This is a genomic window from Pseudomonas sp. P1_F7 (genome assembly GCF_056405655.1).
This window is the reverse complement of sequence record NZ_JBFUBR010000018.1, coordinates 98,674-118,793: the sequence shown is the minus strand read 5'-3', so window position 1 is coordinate 118,793 and position 20,120 is coordinate 98,674. Positions and strand designations below refer to the sequence as shown.

Annotated in this window: 9 protein-coding genes; 8 read left to right on the top strand and 1 reads right to left on the bottom strand. The window is 63.4% G+C overall.

Translation table 11 applies throughout. From position 1 onward, the window contains the following. Positions 1–26 precede the first annotated feature (26 nt). From AC1D1M_RS25430 to AC1D1M_RS25415, 4 genes are read left to right on the top strand one after another with little or no spacing between them, the layout of a single operon-like run. The gene (locus AC1D1M_RS25430) at positions 27–1,085 is read left to right on the top strand and encodes a TauD/TfdA family dioxygenase (protein WP_477777750.1); all 1,059 of its coding nucleotides are present in this window, start codon (positions 27–29) and stop codon (positions 1,083–1,085) included. A gap of 11 nt (positions 1,086–1,096) precedes the next feature. After that, the gene (locus AC1D1M_RS25425) at positions 1,097–4,195 is read left to right on the top strand and encodes a non-ribosomal peptide synthetase (protein ID WP_477777749.1); all 3,099 of its coding nucleotides are present in this window, start codon (positions 1,097–1,099) and stop codon (positions 4,193–4,195) included. Then, entirely contained in the window at positions 4,192–16,029 is an 11,838-nt protein-coding gene (locus AC1D1M_RS25420) for an amino acid adenylation domain-containing protein (RefSeq protein WP_477777748.1), read from the top strand. The genes AC1D1M_RS25425 and AC1D1M_RS25420 overlap by 4 nt, the downstream gene beginning before the upstream one ends. 60 nt (positions 16,030–16,089) lie before the next feature. Continuing rightward, positions 16,090–17,055 (top strand): alpha/beta hydrolase, encoded by a 966-nt coding sequence (locus AC1D1M_RS25415; RefSeq protein ID WP_477777747.1) that lies wholly within the window; start codon positions 16,090–16,092, stop codon positions 17,053–17,055. Positions 17,056–17,202: 147 nt separating this feature from the next. Here AC1D1M_RS25415 and AC1D1M_RS25410 read toward each other — a convergent pair whose 3' ends face one another. Then, positions 17,203–17,562 carry a DUF6124 family protein gene (locus tag AC1D1M_RS25410; RefSeq protein ID WP_477777746.1) on the bottom strand — a complete coding sequence of 120 codons (360 nt, stop codon included), beginning with the start codon at positions 17,560–17,562 and terminating at the stop codon, positions 17,203–17,205. Positions 17,563–18,130: 568 nt separating this feature from the next. On the opposite strand from AC1D1M_RS25410, the gene relB reads away from it, so the two are divergent. The 4 genes from relB to AC1D1M_RS25390 all read left to right on the top strand — a co-directional run bounded on the left by relB (position 18,131) and on the right by AC1D1M_RS25390 (position 20,029). Then, complete coding sequence (gene relB, locus AC1D1M_RS25405) at positions 18,131–18,322, top strand: type II toxin-antitoxin system RelB family antitoxin (RefSeq protein ID WP_477777745.1); 192 nt, start codon at positions 18,131–18,133, stop codon at positions 18,320–18,322. After that, the gene (locus tag AC1D1M_RS25400) at positions 18,312–18,581 is read left to right on the top strand and encodes a type II toxin-antitoxin system RelE/ParE family toxin (RefSeq protein WP_477777744.1); all 270 of its coding nucleotides are present in this window, start codon (positions 18,312–18,314) and stop codon (positions 18,579–18,581) included. Before relB ends, AC1D1M_RS25400 begins: the two co-directional genes overlap by 11 nt. A gap of 326 nt (positions 18,582–18,907) precedes the next feature. Further along, entirely contained in the window at positions 18,908–19,444 is a 537-nt protein-coding gene (locus AC1D1M_RS25395; protein WP_477777743.1) for a glyoxalase superfamily protein, read from the top strand. Between the two features lie 78 nt (positions 19,445–19,522). Continuing rightward, positions 19,523–20,029: a PaaI family thioesterase gene (locus AC1D1M_RS25390; protein WP_477777742.1), complete on the top strand. Its 507-nt coding sequence runs from the start codon at positions 19,523–19,525 to the stop codon at positions 20,027–20,029. Positions 20,030–20,120 lie beyond the last annotated feature (91 nt).

Here is a 20,120-nt window from a genome sequence, read left to right as displayed (position 1 = left end):
GCCGTCAACATTTTCTGGAGGGGTTTATGACCGTTTCAACGACTAAGTCCATGCCCAGGATGGGCCGTGGTACCCGCAAAAGCCTGTCCACCGATCCGACGCGGCTGGTGAGTTTTGCGCCGATGTTCGAAGGCCACAGCATGCCGCTGGTGTGCCGTCCGGCGGTGTCCGGCGTGAGCCTGGCGGAATGGGCGGCCCAGAATCGCGCGCTGATCGAAAGCAAGCTGCTGGAACACGCGGTGATCCTGTTCCGTGGCTTCCAGGTGGCCGATATCGGCGAGTTCAACCGCTGCGTCGACGGGATTTCCGGCGGTGCCCTGGAGTACCTGTTCCGCGCCTCGCCACGGACCCAGATCAGCGGCCAGTTCAAGATCTACAGCTCCACCGATTACCCGGCGCCGGAGAAAATCTTCCCGCACAACGAACACTCGTATTCGCCGGTGTTCCCGCGTCACCTGTATTTCTACTGCGACACGCCGTCGACCACCGGCGGTGAAACCCCCTTTGGCGATACCCGCCGGATCCTCGCGCGGATCGACCCGGCGGTGCGCGAAGAATTTGCCCGCAAACGCATCATGTACGTGCGCAACTACGGCGACGGCATGGGCCTGCCATGGCAGACCGTGTTCCAGAGCGAGGATCGCGCCGAGGTAGAAGCCTACTGCGCCAAAATCGGCATCCAGGCCGAGTGGAAACCGGGCAACCGCCTGCGCACCCGGCAGAACGGCCCGGCCATCGTGCGCCACCCACTGACCGGCGAGCGCATCTGGTTCAACCACGGCACCTTCTTCAACGCACTGACCCTGCCTGACAGCATCCGCGACAACCTGCTGCGTGAATTCGGCCCGCAAGACCTGCCGCAAAACACCTTCTTCGGCGACGGCTCGCCGATTCCCGACGATGTGATTCGCCACCTGCAAGGCATCTACCGCGAGGTGATGGTCGAGTTCGCCTGGGAGAAGGGCGACGTGGTCCTGCTCGACAACATCCTCAGCGTACATGCGCGCAACGAATTCACCGGCTACAGAAAAATCCTCACGGCCATGGCCATCGCGCAGAAAAGCGCCGACCTGGATCAGGAATAAGGACACCCGACATGAACACCACCGCCCTCGAACCTTCGGTAGACGTATTCCAGACTTCGGCCCAGCAGGCCTTTTATTTGCGTGCCCAGGAGCTGGGCGCACGGCTGCTGTTCGCCACCTTGACGCTGCCGGTCACCAGGCCAGTGGACGCCCAGGCGTTGCGCAGGGCACTGGAAACCCTCGGTCAGCGCCATGAAATCCTGCGCACGCTGTACCGCCGCCTGCCGGGCATGAAGTGGCCGGTGCAAAGCCTGTGCGATGGCTTGCCGCTCACACTGCTGGGCAACCAGCCTTCGGTGACCGAGGCCTTGAGCCGCAGCCGTGAAGTCATGGTTGAAGATTCGAATCAGGCGCTGGTGGTGGCGCAAGTTGAAGGTGGAGCAGGGCAGCCGTTCATCACTCTGCTGGCCCCGGCATGCAGCTTCGACGAGGCATCGCTGCGGGTACTGGCGAGTGAACTTGGCAGCCTGTTGCGCGGTGAAACCCTGGGTGACGACGAGGATGCGCTGCAATACCTGGACTACAGCGCATGGCAGGAAGAACTGCGCGAAGAAGACATCGGCCACCAGGGCGCGGCGTTCTGGCGCAACCTGCAACAGCAGTTCGCCGTGACCCATCGCTTGCCGTTCGAAAGAGCCGTTGAGGTCACGCCGACTCGTCATCAGGCAACGTTGATTGACGCCCCATGGCTGGCTGGCGTGCAGCGGGTCGCTGCCGAAACGGGCGTAGGGGCAGAGCAATTGGCGCTATTGCTGTGGACCGCATTCGTTGCGCGCATCGGCCATCAGGAAAAGCTGCTGATGGGCTGGCAGGTGGAGGGGCGCAACGAGCAAACCATCGCCACCCTCGGACGCTTCGCCCGGCGTTTGCCGCTGGCTTTCGAGCACCGTAGCCAGCAGACCCTGGCGCAAGCGCTGACGGCGTTTGCGGCCAGCGTCGAACAGTCGCTGTCGTGGCTCGATTGCCTCAATGAATTTGAACTGAGCGCCGAAGGCACCGCGCCGCTGCGTTATGGCTTCGTCTATCAGGCCGCCCTTGAAAGCGCTATCGAGGTGGACGACGGCAACCCCGAAGTCCTGCGCCTGCGTGTGCAGGGCGATCAGTTGCAGTTGTCGTGTCTTGACGGTGCGCTGCCCGAATCGATGCTGGTTGAATGGCTGGAGCAGTTTGTCGAGTTCAGCCGCCAATTGCTGGCATCGCCCGAACTGACCCTGGGTCAGGCTGATCTGCTGAACGCTGCGCAACGGACTCGCCTGATCGAAGGCTTCAACCCGAACGCCTCCGAACAGGCATTGCCGTGTCGCTTCCTGCAAGAACTGTTCAGCGAACAAGCGCGCCTGCATCCGCAACGCATCGCCGTGAGCGTCAACGGTCAGCGCCTGACTTATGCCGAGCTGGATGCGCGCTCCAACCAGGTGGCCAACACCCTGCGTGTCCAAGGCGTGGCGCCGGACCAGATCGTGGCGGTCTACGGCCAACGCTCCCTGGAAATGGTCATCGCCCTGTTGGGCACGCTCAAGGCCGGCGCTGCGTACTTGACACTGGACCCGAACTACCCGATCGAGCGTCTGGCGTTCATGCTCGCCGATACCGGCGCGCGCCATGTGCTGGCCTGCCAAGGGCTGCCGGATGCATTACGCAGTGAGCGGACGCTTTCCCTGATGCCGGGGGCCGAAGTCTGGTCCGCTGCACCAACCCGGCCTGAGCCACAGGGCGACAGCGCCAATCTGGCCTACGTCATCTACACCTCCGGTTCCACCGGCAAACCCAAGGGCGTGATGATCAGCCATGCCAACGCCGTGGCCTCGACCCTGGCGCGTAATGCTTTCTACCGCCAGCCGCTGCGGGCATTCCTGATGCTCTCGTCGTTCTCTTTCGACAGCTCGGTGGCCGGGGTTTTCTGGGCGCTGGGGCAGGGCGCGACCCTGTGCCTGCCGGACGAAGACAGCTACAAGGATCCGGCCCGACTGGCGGCGTTGATCCAGCAGGAAGAGATTTCCCACTACCTGACCCTGCCGTCCTACCACGCACAGATTCTCGAACACCTCGACCGCCAGGCGCTGGCCTGTGTGATCGTCGCCGGCGAAGCCTGCGGCAACGCACTGGTGCAGCGACATCGCGAGGCATTGCCGAGGGTGACGCTGGTCAACGAATACGGCCCGACCGAAGGCACCGTATGGTGTTCGGCCTGGGAGCTGCCCCTCGGTCAAGAGGATGAAAGCGTGCCGATCGGCCAGCCGATTGCCGGCATGCGCCTCCACGTGCTCAGTCCGGACCTGCAACCGGTGGCCGTGGGCGTCGAAGGCGAGTTGTATGTCGGCGGGGCCGGCATTGCCCGGGGTTATCTGCAACGGGCCACGCTGACGGCCGAGCGCTTTGTCCCCGACCTGTTCGCGAAGGCGGCGGGCCAGCGCCTGTACCGTACCGGCGACCTGGCGCGCTATCGCGCCGATGGCTTGCTGGAGTATCTGGGCCGGGTCGATCACCAAGTGAAAATCCGCGGCTTCCGCATTGAGCTGGGTGAAATCGAGTCGGCCATGCGCAACGCGCCGGGCATCGAAGACGCCGCCGTGATTGCCCGGGAAACCCCGACCGGCCCGCAACTGCTGGGCTTCGTGGTGTCCCCGGCCGACACCGCCGACATCCGCCTCAACGAATTGCGCAGCCATCTGGCCGAAGCGCTGCCCGAGCACCTGCAACCGGCGCGCTTGCAGGTGCTGGAGCGTTTCCCGCTGATGCCCAACGGCAAACTCAATCGCCAGGCCTTGCTCGATCTCGATGTGCGCCGCAGCGTCTTTGTCGCGCCGCGCAACGACTTGGAGAAAACCCTGGCGGCGATCTGGGCCGAAGCGCTGCACGTTGAACGCGTCGGCGTGCACGACAACTTCTTCGAGCTCGGCGGGCACTCGCTGCTGGCCACGCGCATTCGTGCGCGGATTCAGGAAGAACTGAACCTGGCGATCCCGCTCAAGCTGTTTTTCGACGGTGACACCCTGGAACGGTTGGCGGCGCAGATCGAGCAGTTCCGTGAGCACAGTGAACATAAAGAAAACGATGTAGACGCCCTTGAAGCGTTGTTCGACGAAGTGGATGAGGAACACGCGCGATGAGTGCTGCACCGGACAGAATGATGACCCTGGCCCAGCGTTTCTGCGGCTTGAGCGCGGACGCCCGGCGTGCGTTGCAACAAAAGATGCACGCCCAGGGGCTGACCCTGGAACGGCTGCCGATCCCGCCACGGGACCGCGGCGTCGACACGTTGCCGGCGTCCTACGCGCAACAGCGCTTGTGGTTCCTCTGGCAGATGCAGCCCCAGGCCACGGCCTACAACCTGACCGGTGCCTTCCGCCTGAGCGGCGAGCTCAACCCTGAGGCGCTGGCACAGACCCTGAGCGCGCTGGTGCAACGTCACGAAGTGCTGCGCACCACCTTCCTCTTCGACGATCAGCAAGTACTGCAAAAGATTCACCCACGGATGGATGCGCCGCTGGTCGAAGTCAGCGCTGGCGACGAGGTCGAGTTGCAACGGCAGATCGCCCTGAACGCCGAGCAGCCGTTCGACCTGCAGCACGGCCCATTGATGCGCTGCCGCTTGATCCGCCTCGATGCGCAGCAACATGTGCTGGTGCTGACCTTCCACCATATCGTCACCGACGGCGGCTCGCTGCCGATCCTGTTGCAGGAGTTCACCCGGCTCTATGCGCAGTTCAGTGCCGGGCAGGTTGCGCAGTTGCCGGAACTGGGCATCCAGTACGCCGACTTTGCCCGCTGGCAGCGCCTGTGGCTGGAGGCCGGCGAGGCTGAGCGCCAGCTTGATTACTGGAGCGAGCAGTTGGGCCGCGAACATCCGCCACTGAACCTGCCGACCGACCGTCGTCGCCCGGCGATCCCGAGCCAGCAGGGGGCCAGCGTCGAGCTGGACATCTCCACTGCGTTGACCGCTCGACTGCGCGACCTTGCCCGCCGCGAAGGTTGCACCCTGTTCATGCTGCTGATGGCTGCATTGCAGACGTTGTTGCATCGCTACAACGGCGAACGGGACATCCGCGTTGGCGTGCCGATTGCCAACCGCACCCGCCAGGACGTGGAAAACCTGATGGGCTTTTTCGTCAACACTCAGGTGCTGCGCAGCCAGCCACGGGCCGACCAGACGTTTGGGCAATTGTTGGCCGAGATAAAAGCCGCGGCACTCGGCGCGCAAGCCCATCAGGATTTGCCCTTCGAGCAACTGGTCGATGGTCTGGGCGTGGAACGCAGCCTGAGCCATACCCCGCTGTTTCAGGTGATGTTCAACCACCAGCGCGACAGTGGCGGCCCGCAACGCTGGGACCTGCCGGGGCTGAGCGTCGAACCGCTGATCTGGGATGAGAAAACCACCAAGTTCGATTTGATGCTCGACACCGTCGAGGGCGACGAGGGTATCCATGCGTCGTTCGTCTACGCCACCGAACTGTTCGACGCCTCGACCATCGAGCGTCTCGGCCGGCACTGGCTGAACCTGTTGCAGGCGATTTGCACTGACAGCACGGTTGCCCTGGCGGACCTGTGCATGCTCGATGCCGCCGAGCAGCAGGCCACCTTGCTCGACTGGAATCGCACTGCCGGGTTGAACAGCGATCAACCGAACCAGTTGTGCGCCCATCAACTGATCGAAGCCCAGGCCGCCGCGCACCCGAGCAACATCGCCGTGACCTGCGAAGGCGTCACCCTCACTTACGCCGAACTGAACCGCCGCGCCAACCGCATCGCCCATCGCCTGCGCGAGCGCGGCGTCGGCCCGGACGTGTTGGTGGGTATCGCCCTGGAGCGTTCGCTGGAGATGATTGTCAGCCTGCTGGCGATCCTCAAGGCCGGTGGCGCCTACGTGCCGCTGGACCCGCAATACCCGCAGGATCGCCTGGCCTACATGCTCGCCGACAGCGGCACGCGCCTGTTGCTGACCGATTCCGCACTGTTGCCGCGCCTGCCGTTGAACCAAGGCATTGAAGTGATCTGCCTCGATCACGGCAGCGACTGGCTGTCCGAGGCCAGTGCCGACAACCTGCCGAACCTTACCGCTCCAGAAAACCTGGCCTACGTCATCTACACCTCCGGATCCACCGGAAAACCGAAAGGCACGCTGCTGCCCCACAGCAACCTGACACGGCTGTTCAGTGCCACCGAACATTGGTTCGGTTTCAACGCCGACGATGTCTGGAGCCTGTTCCACTCCTATGCCTTCGACTTTTCCGTGTGGGAAATCTTTGGCGCGTTGTTCTACGGCGGCAAGCTGGTGGTGGTGCCCCACGCGGTCAGCCGCTCCCCGGAGGATTTCGCCCGCTTGCTCCGTGACGAGCGCGTCACCGTGCTCAACCAGACGCCCTCGGCCTTCCGCCAGTTGATGCCGTTCGCCTGCGCCGATGCGCCAGACATGGCCCTGCGCTGCGTGGTGTTCGGCGGCGAGGCGCTGGACGTGGCCAGCCTGCGTCCGTGGTATGACGCCTTCGATGACCGGCAACCGTTGTTGATCAACATGTACGGCATCACCGAAACCACCGTGCACGTGACCTATCGACCACTGTCCCGCGCCGACCTCGACGGCGCCAACAACTCGCCGCTGGGCGAGCCGATCGGCGATCTGCGCTGGTACGTGCTCGACCCGCGCCTGAACCCGGTGGCCAAGGGCTGCGTCGGTGAGCTGTACGTCGGCGGTGCCGGCCTTGCTCGCGGCTACCACCAGCGTGCCGATCTGACCGCCACGCGGTTTGTGCCGGACCTGTTCGCCGCCGAGTCGGGCGCGCGCCTGTACCGCACCGGCGATCTGGCGCGGTATTGCGCCGATGGCAGCATCGAGTACGCCGGGCGTATCGACCATCAAGTGAAGATTCGCGGTTTCCGCATCGAACTGGGGGAAATCCAGGATCGCCTGCAAAGCCATCCGGCCATCGAGCAGGCGCTGGTGCTGGCACCCGAGGTCAATGGCAGCCCGCAACTGGTCGCGTGGTTCACCGCGTCCGGTGACGACAGCGATTTGCGCCAGTCCCTGCGCGAACATTTGCAGGCCGGTTTGCCGGATTACATGGTGCCGGCGCACCTGATCAAACTCGATCATTGGCCGCTGACAGGCAACGGCAAACTGGATCGTGGTGCGCTGCCCAAGCCCGATGCGGCACTGGCGCAGCAGGCGTACACGGCACCGATGGATGAGCTGCAAATCGAGTTGGCGGCGATCTGGCAAGACGTGCTCAAGCTCGAGCGCGTAGGCATCGACGATAACTTCTTCGAACTGGGCGGCGACTCGATCATCTCGATTCAAGTCGTCAGCCGCGCTCGTCAGGCCGGTATTCGCATCACCCCGCGGGACCTGTTCCAGCACCAGACCGTGCAGAGCCTGGCGAAGGTCGCGGTACGTAGCGCCGGGCTGGTCATCGATCAGGGGCCGGTGCGTGGCGAGGTGCAGCTGACGCCGATCCAGCACTGGTTCTTCGAACAGCCCGTTGAAGCCCGTCATCACTGGAACCAGTCGGTGTTGCTGGAACTGCGCGAGCCACTGCACAGCGATTGCCTGCAACAAGCACTGGCAGCGTTGCTGGAACATCACGATGCCCTGCGTTTGCGCTGGCGTCAGGTGGGCGGCGCGTGGCAGCAGGCGCAAGCCGAACAGTGGAGCAGCGCCGATGTGCTGTGGCAGCGTCAGGCGGCAAACGCCGATGAACTGCTGGAACTGTGCAACGCCGCGCAAGCCAGCCTGAATCTGCAGGACGGCCCGCTGTTGCGCGCGTTGCTGGTGGACATGGGCGCGGCGGGTCAGCGCCTGTTGCTGGTGGTGCATCACCTGGCGGTGGACGGCGTGTCCTGGCGATTGCTGCTGGAAGATTTGCAAACCGCGTATCAACAAGCGCAGCAAGCTCAACCCTTGCGCCTGCCAGCGAAAACCAGCGCCTATCAGGCCTGGGCCGCTCGCCTGCAATCCCATGCGCAAAGTGCTGAATTGGCTAGCCAGGCCGGTTACTGGCAAGACCAGTACCGCGACGTTCAGGTGCAACTGCCCGCCGACAACCCCCAAGGCAGCCTGGCCAGCCAGCATGCCGTGAGCGTGGAAACGCTGCTCGACAACACCTTGACCCGGCAACTGCTGCAAGACGCTCCGGCGGCGTACCGCACTCAGGTCAACGATCTGTTGCTGACGGCGCTGGCGCGGGTGCTGGGCCAATGGACCGGTCAAACGTCGACCCTGGTGAAACTGGAAGGCCACGGCCGTGAAGACCTGTTCGACGACATCGACCTGACCCGCACCCTGGGCTGGTTCACCTCGATTTTCCCGGTGAAACTCACCCCGGCCACTGATCTGGCCGGCAGCATCAAAGCGGTCAAGGAACAACTGCGCGCCGTGCCCGACAAAGGCATCGGCTTCGGCATCCTGCGTTATCTGGCCGACGCCGGCCTTGAAGGTCTGCCGACGCCGCAGGTCACCTTCAATTACATGGGCCAGTTCGACGCCAGCTTCGACGAGCAGGCGCCGTGGCGCCCGGCCCGGGAAAGCGATGGTGCCGAGCAGGGCGCATCGGCCGAACTGGACCGGGGCCTGAGCATCAGCGGTCAGGTGTATGCCGGGCAACTGCGCCTGAGCTGGACCTTCAGCGGTGAAGTGTTCATGCCGCAGACGGTGCAGCGTCTGGCCGATGCCTATGCCTTGGAACTGCAACAGCTGATCGAACATTGTCTGAACGGTGCCGGCGGGTTGACCCCGAGCGACGTGCCGCTGGTGCATGTCGATCAGGCGCAACTGGATGCCTTGCCGCTGGCGGCCAGCCGGATCGAAGACATCCTGCCGCTGTCGCCGATGCAGCAAGGCATGTTGTTCCACAGCCTGTTCGCCCCGGATGCCGGGGCCTACGTGCCGCAGATGCGCGCGGATGTGCAGGGGCTCGACGTCGAGGCGTTCCGCGATGCCTGGCAGCAGACGCTGCGGCGCCATGAAGTGCTGCGCGCGGCGTTCTTCAGCGAAAGCAACGGCTCGCGGCCGCTGCAAGTGATCCTGGCCGATGCCACGCTGCCGCTGACCGTGCTCGACTGGCGCGATCAAACGGGCCTGTCCCACGCCCTGGATCAATTGGCGGATGAAGATCGCCAGCGCGGTTTCGACTTGACGGCGGCACCCTTGCTGCGCCTGACTCTGGTGCAGACCGCCGATGACAGCCATCACCTGATCTTCACCAACCACCACATCCTGCTGGACGGCTGGAGCACTTCGCAGTTGTTCGGCGAAGTGCTGCAGCGGTATTGCGGAATCATGCCCGCGCCAAGCGTCGGTCGTTATCGCGATTACATGACCTGGCTGGGCAGCCGTGATCGCGCCGGGTGTGAAGCATTCTGGTTGGGGCAATTGCAGTCGTTCACCGAGCCGACGCGTCTGGCCGGCGCCTTGCCGGGGCCAGTCGCAGGGCAGGGCGATGCTCATCGCACCCTGCACCTGAGCCTGGACCGCGCCGCCACCGAGCGCCTGAGCGGGTTCGCCCGTCAGGCCCGCGTCACGCCCAACACCCTGCTGCAAGCGGCGTGGCTGTTGCTGTTGCAACGCTACACCGGGCAGCAAACGGTGGCGTTCGGCGCCACGGTGTCGGGGCGTCCGAGTGAGTTGCAGGGGATCGAGCAGCAGATCGGTCTGTTCATCAACACCTTGCCGGTGATCGCCACGCCTCACCCCGGGCGCACGGTCAGCCAATGGATCGATGAGGTCCAGGCGCTCAACCTCAAGTTGCGCGACGTCGAATACACACCGCTGGCGGACGTGCAGCGCTGGGCCGGTCACTCCGGCGAGGCGCTTTTCGACACGCTGCTGGTGTTCGAAAACTACCCGGTGGCGCAAGCGCTGGAGGAGGGCAACAGCAGTGCGTTGAAATTCTCCGGCATCAGTCACCACGACCAGACCAGCTTCCCCTTGGCCATCGCCGCCGAGCTGGGCGAATGCCTGGACTTGCGTTTCAACTACGACACGGCGCTGTTCAGCGCCGAGGCCATCGAAGGCATTAGTACACGTCTGCTGGCGTTGCTCGATGCCATGGTCCGTGCGCAGCAACAGCCATTGGGGCGCTTGAGCTTGCTCGATGCCACACAAACGGCGCAGCAGGTCGAAGGCTTCAACCGCACCGCGCAGGCCTGGCCGGATGTGTGCCCGGTCTACCAGTGCTTCGAAGCCCAGGTACTGCAAACCCCGCAGGCCCCGGCCCTGGTGTTTGCCGGCCAGACTCTCAGCTATCGCGAACTCAACCAACAGGCCAACCGACTGGCGCACTACCTGCGTAGCCAGGGCGTCGGTGACGAAGTGTTGGTGGGCATTGCCGCCGAGCGTTCGCTGGAACTGGTGATCGGCCTGCTGGCGATCATGAAGGCCGGCGGCGCCTACGTGCCGCTGGACCCGGACTACCCGCGCGAACGTCTGGAGCATATGTTCGACGACAGTGGCGTGCACTTGCTGCTGACCCAGCGTCATTTGCTTGAGCAGTTGCCGATTCCGCCCGCCACCACGGCGATTTGTCTCGATGACATGGCCGGTTTGCTGGACGGCCTGAGCGACGAAAACCTGCCCTGTGTGGTCGAGCTTCAATCGCTGGCCTACATGATCTACACCTCCGGCTCCACGGGCAAACCCAAGGGCGCGGCCAACCGTCACGATGCCTTGTACAACCGCCTGGCGTGGATGCAGGGCGCGTACCCGCTGGACGGGCGCGACACCGTCTTGCAGAAAACCCCATTCAGTTTCGACGTGTCGGTCTGGGAGTTCTTCTGGCCGCTGATGACCGGCGCACGCCTGGCCGTGGCCGAACCGGGTGCCCATCGCGATCCGGCGCAACTGGTCAGCCTGATCGAGCAGTACCGGGTCAGCACCCTGCATTTCGTACCGTCGATGTTGCAGGCGTTCGTCCAGGGCGAAGGCTTCGAGCGTTGCGCCAGCCTGCGGCAGATCCTGTGCAGCGGCGAAGCCTTGTCGGCGGACTTGCAGCACAGCCTGTTCCGCGTGCTGCCCAACGTTGACCTGTACAACCTGTACGGCCCGACCGAAGCGGCCATCGACGTGACCCACTGGACCTGTGTCGACGACGGCGGCTTCAGCGTGCCGATCGGTTATCCGATTGCCAACCTGGTGACCTACATCCTCGACGACAGTCTGCAACCGCAAGTGCAAGGTTGCGTGGGTGAGCTGTACCTGGGCGGCATCGGCCTGGCCCGTGGTTATCACAACCGTCCGGACCTGACCGCCGAGCGCTTTGTCGCCAGCCCGTTCGGTGAGCAGGGCGAGCGCCTGTACCGCACCGGCGACCTGGCGCGTTATCGCGAGGACGGCGTGATCGAATACGTCGGGCGCATCGACCATCAAGTGAAGATCCGTGGCTTGCGCATCGAGCTGGGTGAGATCGAAGCCTGCCTGCTGGAGCATCCGTCGGTGCGCGAAGCGGTGGTGATCGCCGTCGATATTGGCAAATCCAAACAACTGGTGGCTTACGTCGTGGGTGATGCCGCCCTCGATCCCCTCAAGCAACACCTGCGCAACGCGCTGCCCGAGCATATGCAGCCGAGCCACGTGCTGCTGCTCGACCAGTTGCCGGTGACGCCCAACGGCAAGCTCGACCGCCGGGCGCTGCCGCAGCCGGACCTGCAAGTGCGCGAGTACGTGGCGCCGCGCGATGCCGTGGAGGCCAAGCTGCAATCGGTGTGGCAGGCGTTGTTCGAAGTGCCGCAGGTGGGCGTTTTCGACAACTTCTTCGAACTGGGCGGCGATTCCATCGTCTCGATCCAGGCCGTCAGCCGCGCGCGCAAGGCCGGGTTGAGCATCTCCCCCAAGGACGTGTTCAGCCATCCGACCATCGCCGAACTGGCCTCGGTCGCTCAACCGCTCATGGCGGATCAAACCGTACCGACTGTGGTTGTACCGGCAGCAAAAATCGAACTGAGTGACGCGCAATATCAGGCGCTGGAACTGACAGCGGATGAAGTCGAGGACGTCTATCCGCTGTCACCGATGCAGCAGGGCATGCTGTTCCACTCGGTGCAGGACGGCGACTCGGGGCTGTACGTCAACCAGATCGAAGTGGGCGTGCGCGGGGTTGATGGCGCGCGTTTCCGCGAGGCCTGGGCCGATGCCGCCCAACGTCACGGGATTCTGCGCACCGCATTCCTCTGGGAAGGCGACAAGGAGCCGCTGCAAGTGGTGCTGCGTGACGCGCCGTCACTGCTCACCGAACTGGACTGGCGCGGGGTGGGCGATCAGCCCGCGCGTGTGCGCCAGTTGGCTGCCGAGGAACGCGAACGCGGCTTCTCGTTGAACCGCGCACCCTTGTTGCGCCTGTTGCTGGTACGTCTGGAAGACGACCGCTATCGCCTGATCTGGACCTACCACCACATCCTCATGGATGGCTGGAGCGTGTCGCGCCTGATCGGTGAAGTGCTGCGCCATTACAGCGGTGAGGAGCATGAGCCGGTAGCGGCGTATCGCGACTACATCGACTGGCTTGGCCAGCAAGTCGCCGAGGCCAGCGAGGCCTTCTGGAAAGGCAAACTGAGCAATCTGGAAGGCGCCACGCACCTGGCCCGCGCCTTGCCGGTCAAGGCGCCGCAAGCCGGTTATCACGCGATCTACACGCACCTGAGCGCCGGGAAAACCGCGGGTTTGCAGGCCTTTGCCCAGCAACAGCAAGTGACCCTCAACACCCTGGTGCAAGCCGCGTGGTTGCTGCTGTTGCAGCGCTACACCGGCCAGCGCACGGTGACCTTCGGCGCCACGGTGTCCGGGCGCCCGGAAACCCTCAATGGCTCGGAGAACATGCTCGGGCTGTTCATCAACACCTTGCCGGTGGTCAACACGGTGCCGACCGAAACCAGCGTCGGCGACTGGCTGCGGGAGATTCAGGCTTATAACCTCGACATCCGCGACTTCCAGCAAACCCCGCTCAGCGATATCCAGCGCTGGGCCGGGCAGGGCGGGCAGTCGTTGTTCGACAGCATCATCGTGTTCGAAAACCAGCCGGTGGACCGCACCCTGCGCGAGTGGAACGGTGATTCCCTGCGCTTTGAAGACGTCTCCGATTTCGGCCTGACCAGCTTCGCCATGGACCTGATGGTCAGCCTCGATGAAGGGCTGCGCATCGAGTACATGCATCAGCGCGATCAGTTCGATCTGACGACCGTCGAAGTTTTGCGTGGCCACATGGAAAGCCTGATGCAGCGCCTGTGCGACGACGCCGGGCGCGCCGTCGGTGAGCTGGGCCTGCTGACCCTGGACGAAGGCCGGGCGCTGGACGGCGAGCTGCCGGTGGTGGCCGAGGGGGACGAGACGCCGGTGCATGAACTGATCCGTCAGCGTGCACGACTGCAACCGGAGCACACGGCGCTGGTGCTCAGTCATGCCGATTGTGACGCCGAGCACTTGAGCTACGCCGAACTGGACCGACGCTCCGATGCCCTGGCAATACATCTGCTGGAACAAGGCGTGCAGGCCGAAGACGTGATCGGCGTGTTCATGGAGCGCTCGCTGGAGCTGCTGGTGTCGCTGCTGGCGGTGATGAAGTGCGGGGCCGCCTACGTGCCGCTGGACCCGCAATACCCGCAGGAACGCCTGCGCTACATGATGGCCGACAGCGACATGCGCCTGTTGCTGACCCAGGAGCGACTGCGCGATAGCGCGCAACTCAATCCGGGCACGGCGATGGTCGCGGTGGATCGCTTGAACCTCGACGTCGAGGTGCCGGCGCCGCAACGCGCGGTGCACACCGAGCAACTGGCCTACCTGATCTACACCTCGGGCTCCACCGGCAAGCCGAAAAGCGTCGCCGTCGCCCACGGGCCGCTGAGCATGCACGTGCAAGCCATCGCCGAGCTGTACGAGATGGACCCGGGCAATCGCGAACTGCATTTCATGTCGTTCGCCTTCGATGGCGCCCATGAGCGCTGGATCACCGCGCTGATCAGCGGCTCGACCCTGGTGATCCGCGACAACACCTTGTGGACCGCCGAGCAGACCCTGGCAGTGTTGCACCGCCAGCGCATCAGCGTCGCCTGCTTCCCGCCGGCGTACCTGCTGCAACTGGCCGAGCACGCCGAGTTGCAGGGCGGCGATCCGCCGCCGGTGCGCATCTATTGCTTCGGCGGCGATGCGGTGCCGGACGCCACCTTCGAACGGGTCAAGCACACACTCAAGCCGCAATATTTGGTGAACGGCTACGGCCCGACGGAAACCGTGGTCACGCCGCTGCTGTGGAAAATCGCCGCCGACGGCCACTGCCAGGCGATGTATGCGCCGATTGGCCAACGCGTCGGCGCCCGCAGCCTGCACGTGCTGGACATGGACCTCAACCCGTTGCCGGTGGGCATGGTCGGCGAGTTGTACATCGGCGGACGGGGTGTCGCGCGGGGCTACCATCGCCATCCGTGGCAGTCTGCCGAGCGCTTCGTCGCCGACCCGTTCAGCGCCGAGGGCGGGCGCTTGTACCGCACCGGCGACCTGGTGCGCCGTCGCGAAGATGGCGTGTTCGATTACGTCGGGCGTATCGATCATCAGGTCAAGGTGCGCGGCTTCCGCATCGAACTGGGCGAAATCGAAGCGCGCTTGCGCGAGCAGGTCGGGGTCAACGATGCGCTGGTGGTGGTGCGTGACAGCGGGCAGGGGCCGCAATTGATCGGTTATGTGGTGGCGGTTGAAGACGATGGCTTCGGCCCGCGTTGCCAGGCGGCATTGCGCGAAAGCCTGCCCGACTACATGGTGCCGACCCAGGTCGTGGTGCTGCCGCGCTTCCCGCTGACCCCCAACGGCAAGCTCGACCGCAAGGCCTTGCCGGACCCGGCCTTCACCGGTCGCGACTACGTGGCGCCGCGCACGCCGCTGGAATGGGCGTTGGCGGACATCTGGCAGCAGGTGCTGGGCATCGAGAAGGTCGGCATTACCGACAACTTCTTCGAATTGGGCGGTGATTCGCTGCGCACCCTCAAGGTGATCTCGAAAGTCCGTGCCCTGAATGAGCCAGGCTTCCAGCTCAAGCTGCGGGACATGATGGCCAAGCCGACGATTGCCGGGTTGTCCGGTGTCGATGAACAGCCGCTGCGACAGAGTCCGCAACCGCTGTTGCTACTCAACCAGGTGGTAGGCGATCAGCCGCCGCTGTTCTGCCTGCACGCCGGTTTTGGCACAGTGTTCGATTACGAGCCATTGGCCCGGTGCCTGGAGGGCGAGCGCACGGTGTACGGCGTGCAATGCCGGATGCTGCTCGACCGGCAGTGGCACGACACCTCGCTTGCGCAGATGGCCGCCGACTACGTCGAGGCGATCCGCGCCCGGCAACCCCAAGGGCCGTACCACGTGCTGGGCTGGTCGCTGGGCGGGGCGTTGGCGTTGCTGGTGAGTGACCTGTTCGAACGACAGGGCCAGCGTGTGGCATTCGTCGGTCTGGTGGACAGCTTTGTGCCGACCCAGGCCAATGCCGTTGCCAGCCCGGATGAGTGGCGCACGGATCTGGCCGAGTTCCTCGGTGCAACCTTGGGCATGGATGGCGAGGTGATTGCCCGGGTGTTGGGTACCGAGTCGGCAGGGGGGCACGACGCCGTGGCGCGGATCATTCGCGCGGTGATCGACAGCGAAAGCGATCAGGCCAGCGGTTACGCATTGATCGGTGCCGATGAGTTGGCCCAGACGTTCATGGTCAGCACGCGCTTGAAGGCGCTGTCGCGCCAGGTCGAAACCCTGCCGATTGCGCAAGCCGAACTGCATTGCTGGTGGGCCGATGGCAACCCGACGGCCGAACGCGCGACCCTGGAGCGTCAGCAACCACGGCTGCGCAAGGTGCAAACGGTAACGGCCGGCCACTTCGATATCCTGCAGCAGGATGAGTGCCTGGACGCCGTGGTGGCGGCGCTGGGTCGGGAGGTGGTGCCGCAGCTCCAGGGCTTGCCCGCGACAAAAACAGGCTCGCCCTAATGAACGGTCCTCACGGTTCGTTTATTGGGCGAGCCTGTTTATTTTTGGAGACTACCGCCCATGGCACTGCACCCGGACATCGAAGGATTTCTAGAGCTGGCCGAGTTCGGCCGCCTCAGCGGCAAAAGCCAACCCATGCATGAGCTGAGCCCCGGCGAAGCGCGACAGCAGTTCGAACAGACTTCACAGTTGCTCGATGCGGCGCCGACTGGCGCGTTGACGTTGAAGGCGGTCAACATTCCTGCGCGGGACGGGCATGTGCTGAACGCGCGGCTGTACGCCAAACCGCAACCGGACAGCGAACCGCGCCCGGTGTTGCTGTACTTGCATGGCGGCGGTTACGTGGTGGGCAGCCTCGATTCCCACGACACCCTGTGCCGGCGCCTGGCGCTGGCGGGGGAGTTTGCCGTGTTGTCGGCGGATTATCGCCTGGCGCCGGAACACCGTTTTCCCACCGCTTACCAAGATGCCGAGGACGTGACGCGCTGGCTCGCCATCACCGGAGCCAAGGCACTGGGCCTGGACGCGAGTCGTATAGCGCTGGCCGGGGACAGCGTCGGCGGCAGCCTGGTGGCATCGCTGTGCATCGCCATTGCCCAGGACCCATTGGGCTGGCCGCTGGTGCCGCGCCTGCAAGTGTTGCTGTACCCGGTGATTGACGCGGTAAAAAAGCGTCCGTCCGTTGAGCGATTCGCAGAAGGCTATCTGCTGGAAGCCACCACGCTGGAATGGTTTTACCAGCAGTACCAACGCAGCGAGGCCGACCGTGCCGACTGGCGTTTTTCGCCGCTGTACGCCGAGTGCGTGCAACGGCTGACGCCCACCATCCTGTGGCTGGCCGAGTACGATCCATTGCTCGATGAAGGTCTGGCCTGGGCCGAGAAACTGCGGACCGGGGGCCAACCCGTTGTGCTGGAGGTGAAGGCCGGCATGACCCACGACTTTGCGCGCATGGGCGAGATGGTTCAGGAAGTGCCGGGGATGCTGGTGCAACTGGCTGCGCAGATCGGTGAGAGTCTGTCCTGATGTATGGCGTAGTGATCAACTACGCCGTCCCCCTGTGGGAGCGAGCTTGCTCGCGATAGCGGCAGCACATTCAACATTGATGTGTCTGACACACCGCCATCGCGAGCAAGCTCGCTCCCACAGGTTGTTTTGCGCTGACTCGGATAACTAAGGCGGATCAAGCCGATCCAGCGCCCGATTCACCGCCAGTTCCCCCAGCATGATCACCTGCGCAATCCCCAGCAGCGCATTGCGACTCGTCCCCTCCAGATGATCCACCAGATCGTTGGCCATGACATTGGCCGACGCCAGCGATTCGCAGGCGTGCACCAGCAGGGTTTCGGTACTGAGTTCGGGGTTGACGATGAACATGGTGCTGGGTGTGCGCGGTGTGGCCATGATGTTGGCGCCCGGGTTGAGGTAGTGATTGAGCGCGCGTTCGGCGGCTTCGTGGAATTGTTTGGAGTCGGGACTTTCGTTCGGGGAAGCGGGGTCGGTGCCCGGCGGATTTGGAGTCACTTTGAACATGATTTGGGTCCTGTAAGTATGAGCTACCACCGCTTCTCTACTAATAAGAAGGGTGGTAGCTGTGCGCAGGTTAGTAGACCGGGGACCCAAGGAGCCGGCGCGCCCAAGGGCGCCCTGCACACAGCCACCATAAAGTGCAGGGATGGGATACCTGACTGTTTGATGGGCTATGCACCTTGAGTAACCACGGGCTACTAAACCCGATCACTGACAATCAGTGACGGGCTCAAGTTACCGACGACCCCCAAGGCGCACAAGCCGGCGGATTCTGGCGTACCTGTAGGCAACGACGCAAGGCGTTGTGGCTTTCACGAAGTAACCTGTAGGCCGCTTAAACAGGCGCTATCGAGTGGTTTTTAACCTGTTGTCATGCCTTGTCAGAGAGCGTTGGAATCCTCGGAGTCGGCAGGAAGAATCCTACGAGAGTTTGCGGTTGGCCGTCGGAAGTACAGCCCTTACTATCTGACGTTACGCATTGGTCGGTTTGGCAAATGACACTTCATCTTGCGATCGACGACAGCGCCCCCGATACCGATTAGACTGCTACCCATTGACCCCGGAGGCCATTATGAGCGCCGAACTTTCCCCCATCGTTTCAGAGTTTGAGACCAAAGAGCAGGCCGCCAGCTATGACCGTTGGTTCCGCGCCAAGGTGCAAGCTTCGATTGACGACCCGCGCCAGAATGTCCCGCACGATCAGGTGATGGCCGATATGCGAGCCCTCATCGAATCAAAGCGCAACAAGCACGATGCTGGTTGAGTGGCGGCCCGAAGCACGGGCCGAACTCTGGCAAATCCTGAACTACATTGGCGACCGAAACTTCGTAGCGGCCAGCGAGCTATTTCAAGTCATTGAGGCTGCTACATCGGCCCTTCCCGAACATCCCTACCTTTATCGATTCGGTCGAGTACCCGGCACTCGGGAGATTGTCGTGCACCCCAACTACCTGGTGGTTTACCAAGTGATGGATCGAATCGAGATATTGAGCGTGTTGCATGCTCGGCAGGAATATCCCTGATCCATGGACGACGTGTTCGGTCCGTTCACGCATCGGCAGGTGGCTTGCGAGTGGCTCGCCTGTGCAGCGAGCGTGGGCGCATTTGTGTTTCAGCAATGCTCACGGCTGAAGGCATAAACCACAGGCCTCGGGCGCGGGCGGCAGCGGGGCACATCTTCCGCATCCCGCATCGGCTATGTATGATCGGCTTCGGCCCGATGCTGCCCGCCGCTCGCTCCCGTTGGGAAAGGTGAAAACATCTCCTCCTTCTACAAACCTTTTCACCTCTCTTGACGGTCGAGGTTTGGCAATGCGAGCACCAAGGCATCTCGGCTACAGGAGCAGCCATGTTTTCAATCGAGCAAGCCAAGCAAATGGCCAAGCAGTTGCGCGCCTCGCTGGAGGAACGCAATCAAGTGGTGACCCATTCCACCGCGCTGGAGCTGGTCGCGCAGCAACTGGGCTACAAGGACTGGAACACCGCGTCGGCGATGCTTGCCCAGGCTAGTACCCCGTCCACGCCTGCTGCGACTTTCGACAAACCCATTCCAATCCTGCGGATGTTCGACGAAGCCAAGGCGCGCGAGTTCTATCTGGATTTCCTGGGGTTCAGCGTCGAATTCGAGCACCGCTTCGAGGCTGATCTGCCGCTGTACCTGGGCATCAGTCGCGACGGTCTGCAGCTGCACCTTTCCGAACATCATGGCGACGCCAGCCCAGGCTCGACGGTATTCGTGCCGATGAAAAATATCGAACTGCTGCGGGACGAGTTGCTCGGCAAGCGCTATGGCTACGGACGCCCGGATATTGTTCAGCAGGGCTGGGGCAAGGAGTTGCAAGTCTACGACCCGTTCGGTAATCGGATTCGCTTTTGCCAATATTGATCAGACGGTGCGAACCGGGGCGACCCGGTTCGCTTTCAACCACGACGATTTGCCACCAGTATTAAGGATGAACACGGTATGACCACGCAGGACACTTCGCTTCAAGACATCGCCGCGCCTGAAGGCGTTTGTTATGGCTGCGGCAGCCAGAACCCGCACGGGCTGCACATCAAGAGCTTCTGGCATGAAGACGGAGTGCATGTCATGGCGCAGCATATGCCGGATGAAAAGTACTGCGGTTGGCCGGGACTGGTTTACGGCGGTTTGATCGCGATGCTGGTCGATTGCCACTCAAACTGGGCGGCGATGGCTTATCACTACCGGGCAGAACAGCGCGAGGTGGGCAGCCTGCCCCACGTTACATGCGTCACCGGTAACCTGGGCATCAAGTACATCAAGCCCACCCCGATGGGTGTCCCCCTGACACTGCGTGCAAGAGTCGAGGGCGAGGTCGGGCGCAAAAGCCGGGTCATCTGTGAGGTCTTCGCCGGGGATGTCCTGACCGCTGTCGGGGATTCCACGTTTGTCCGCGTCGATACCGAGCAGCTCAGGGCCGACGCGCACGATTGCAAGGTCGACTCCTGAACCCGGCGCAACAAACGCGCATTACCTTTGCGGTTCGTCAGCGAGTCAGCACCGGGCCGCAAGCGGCCCGGTGGGGTATGGCTGTTGATGC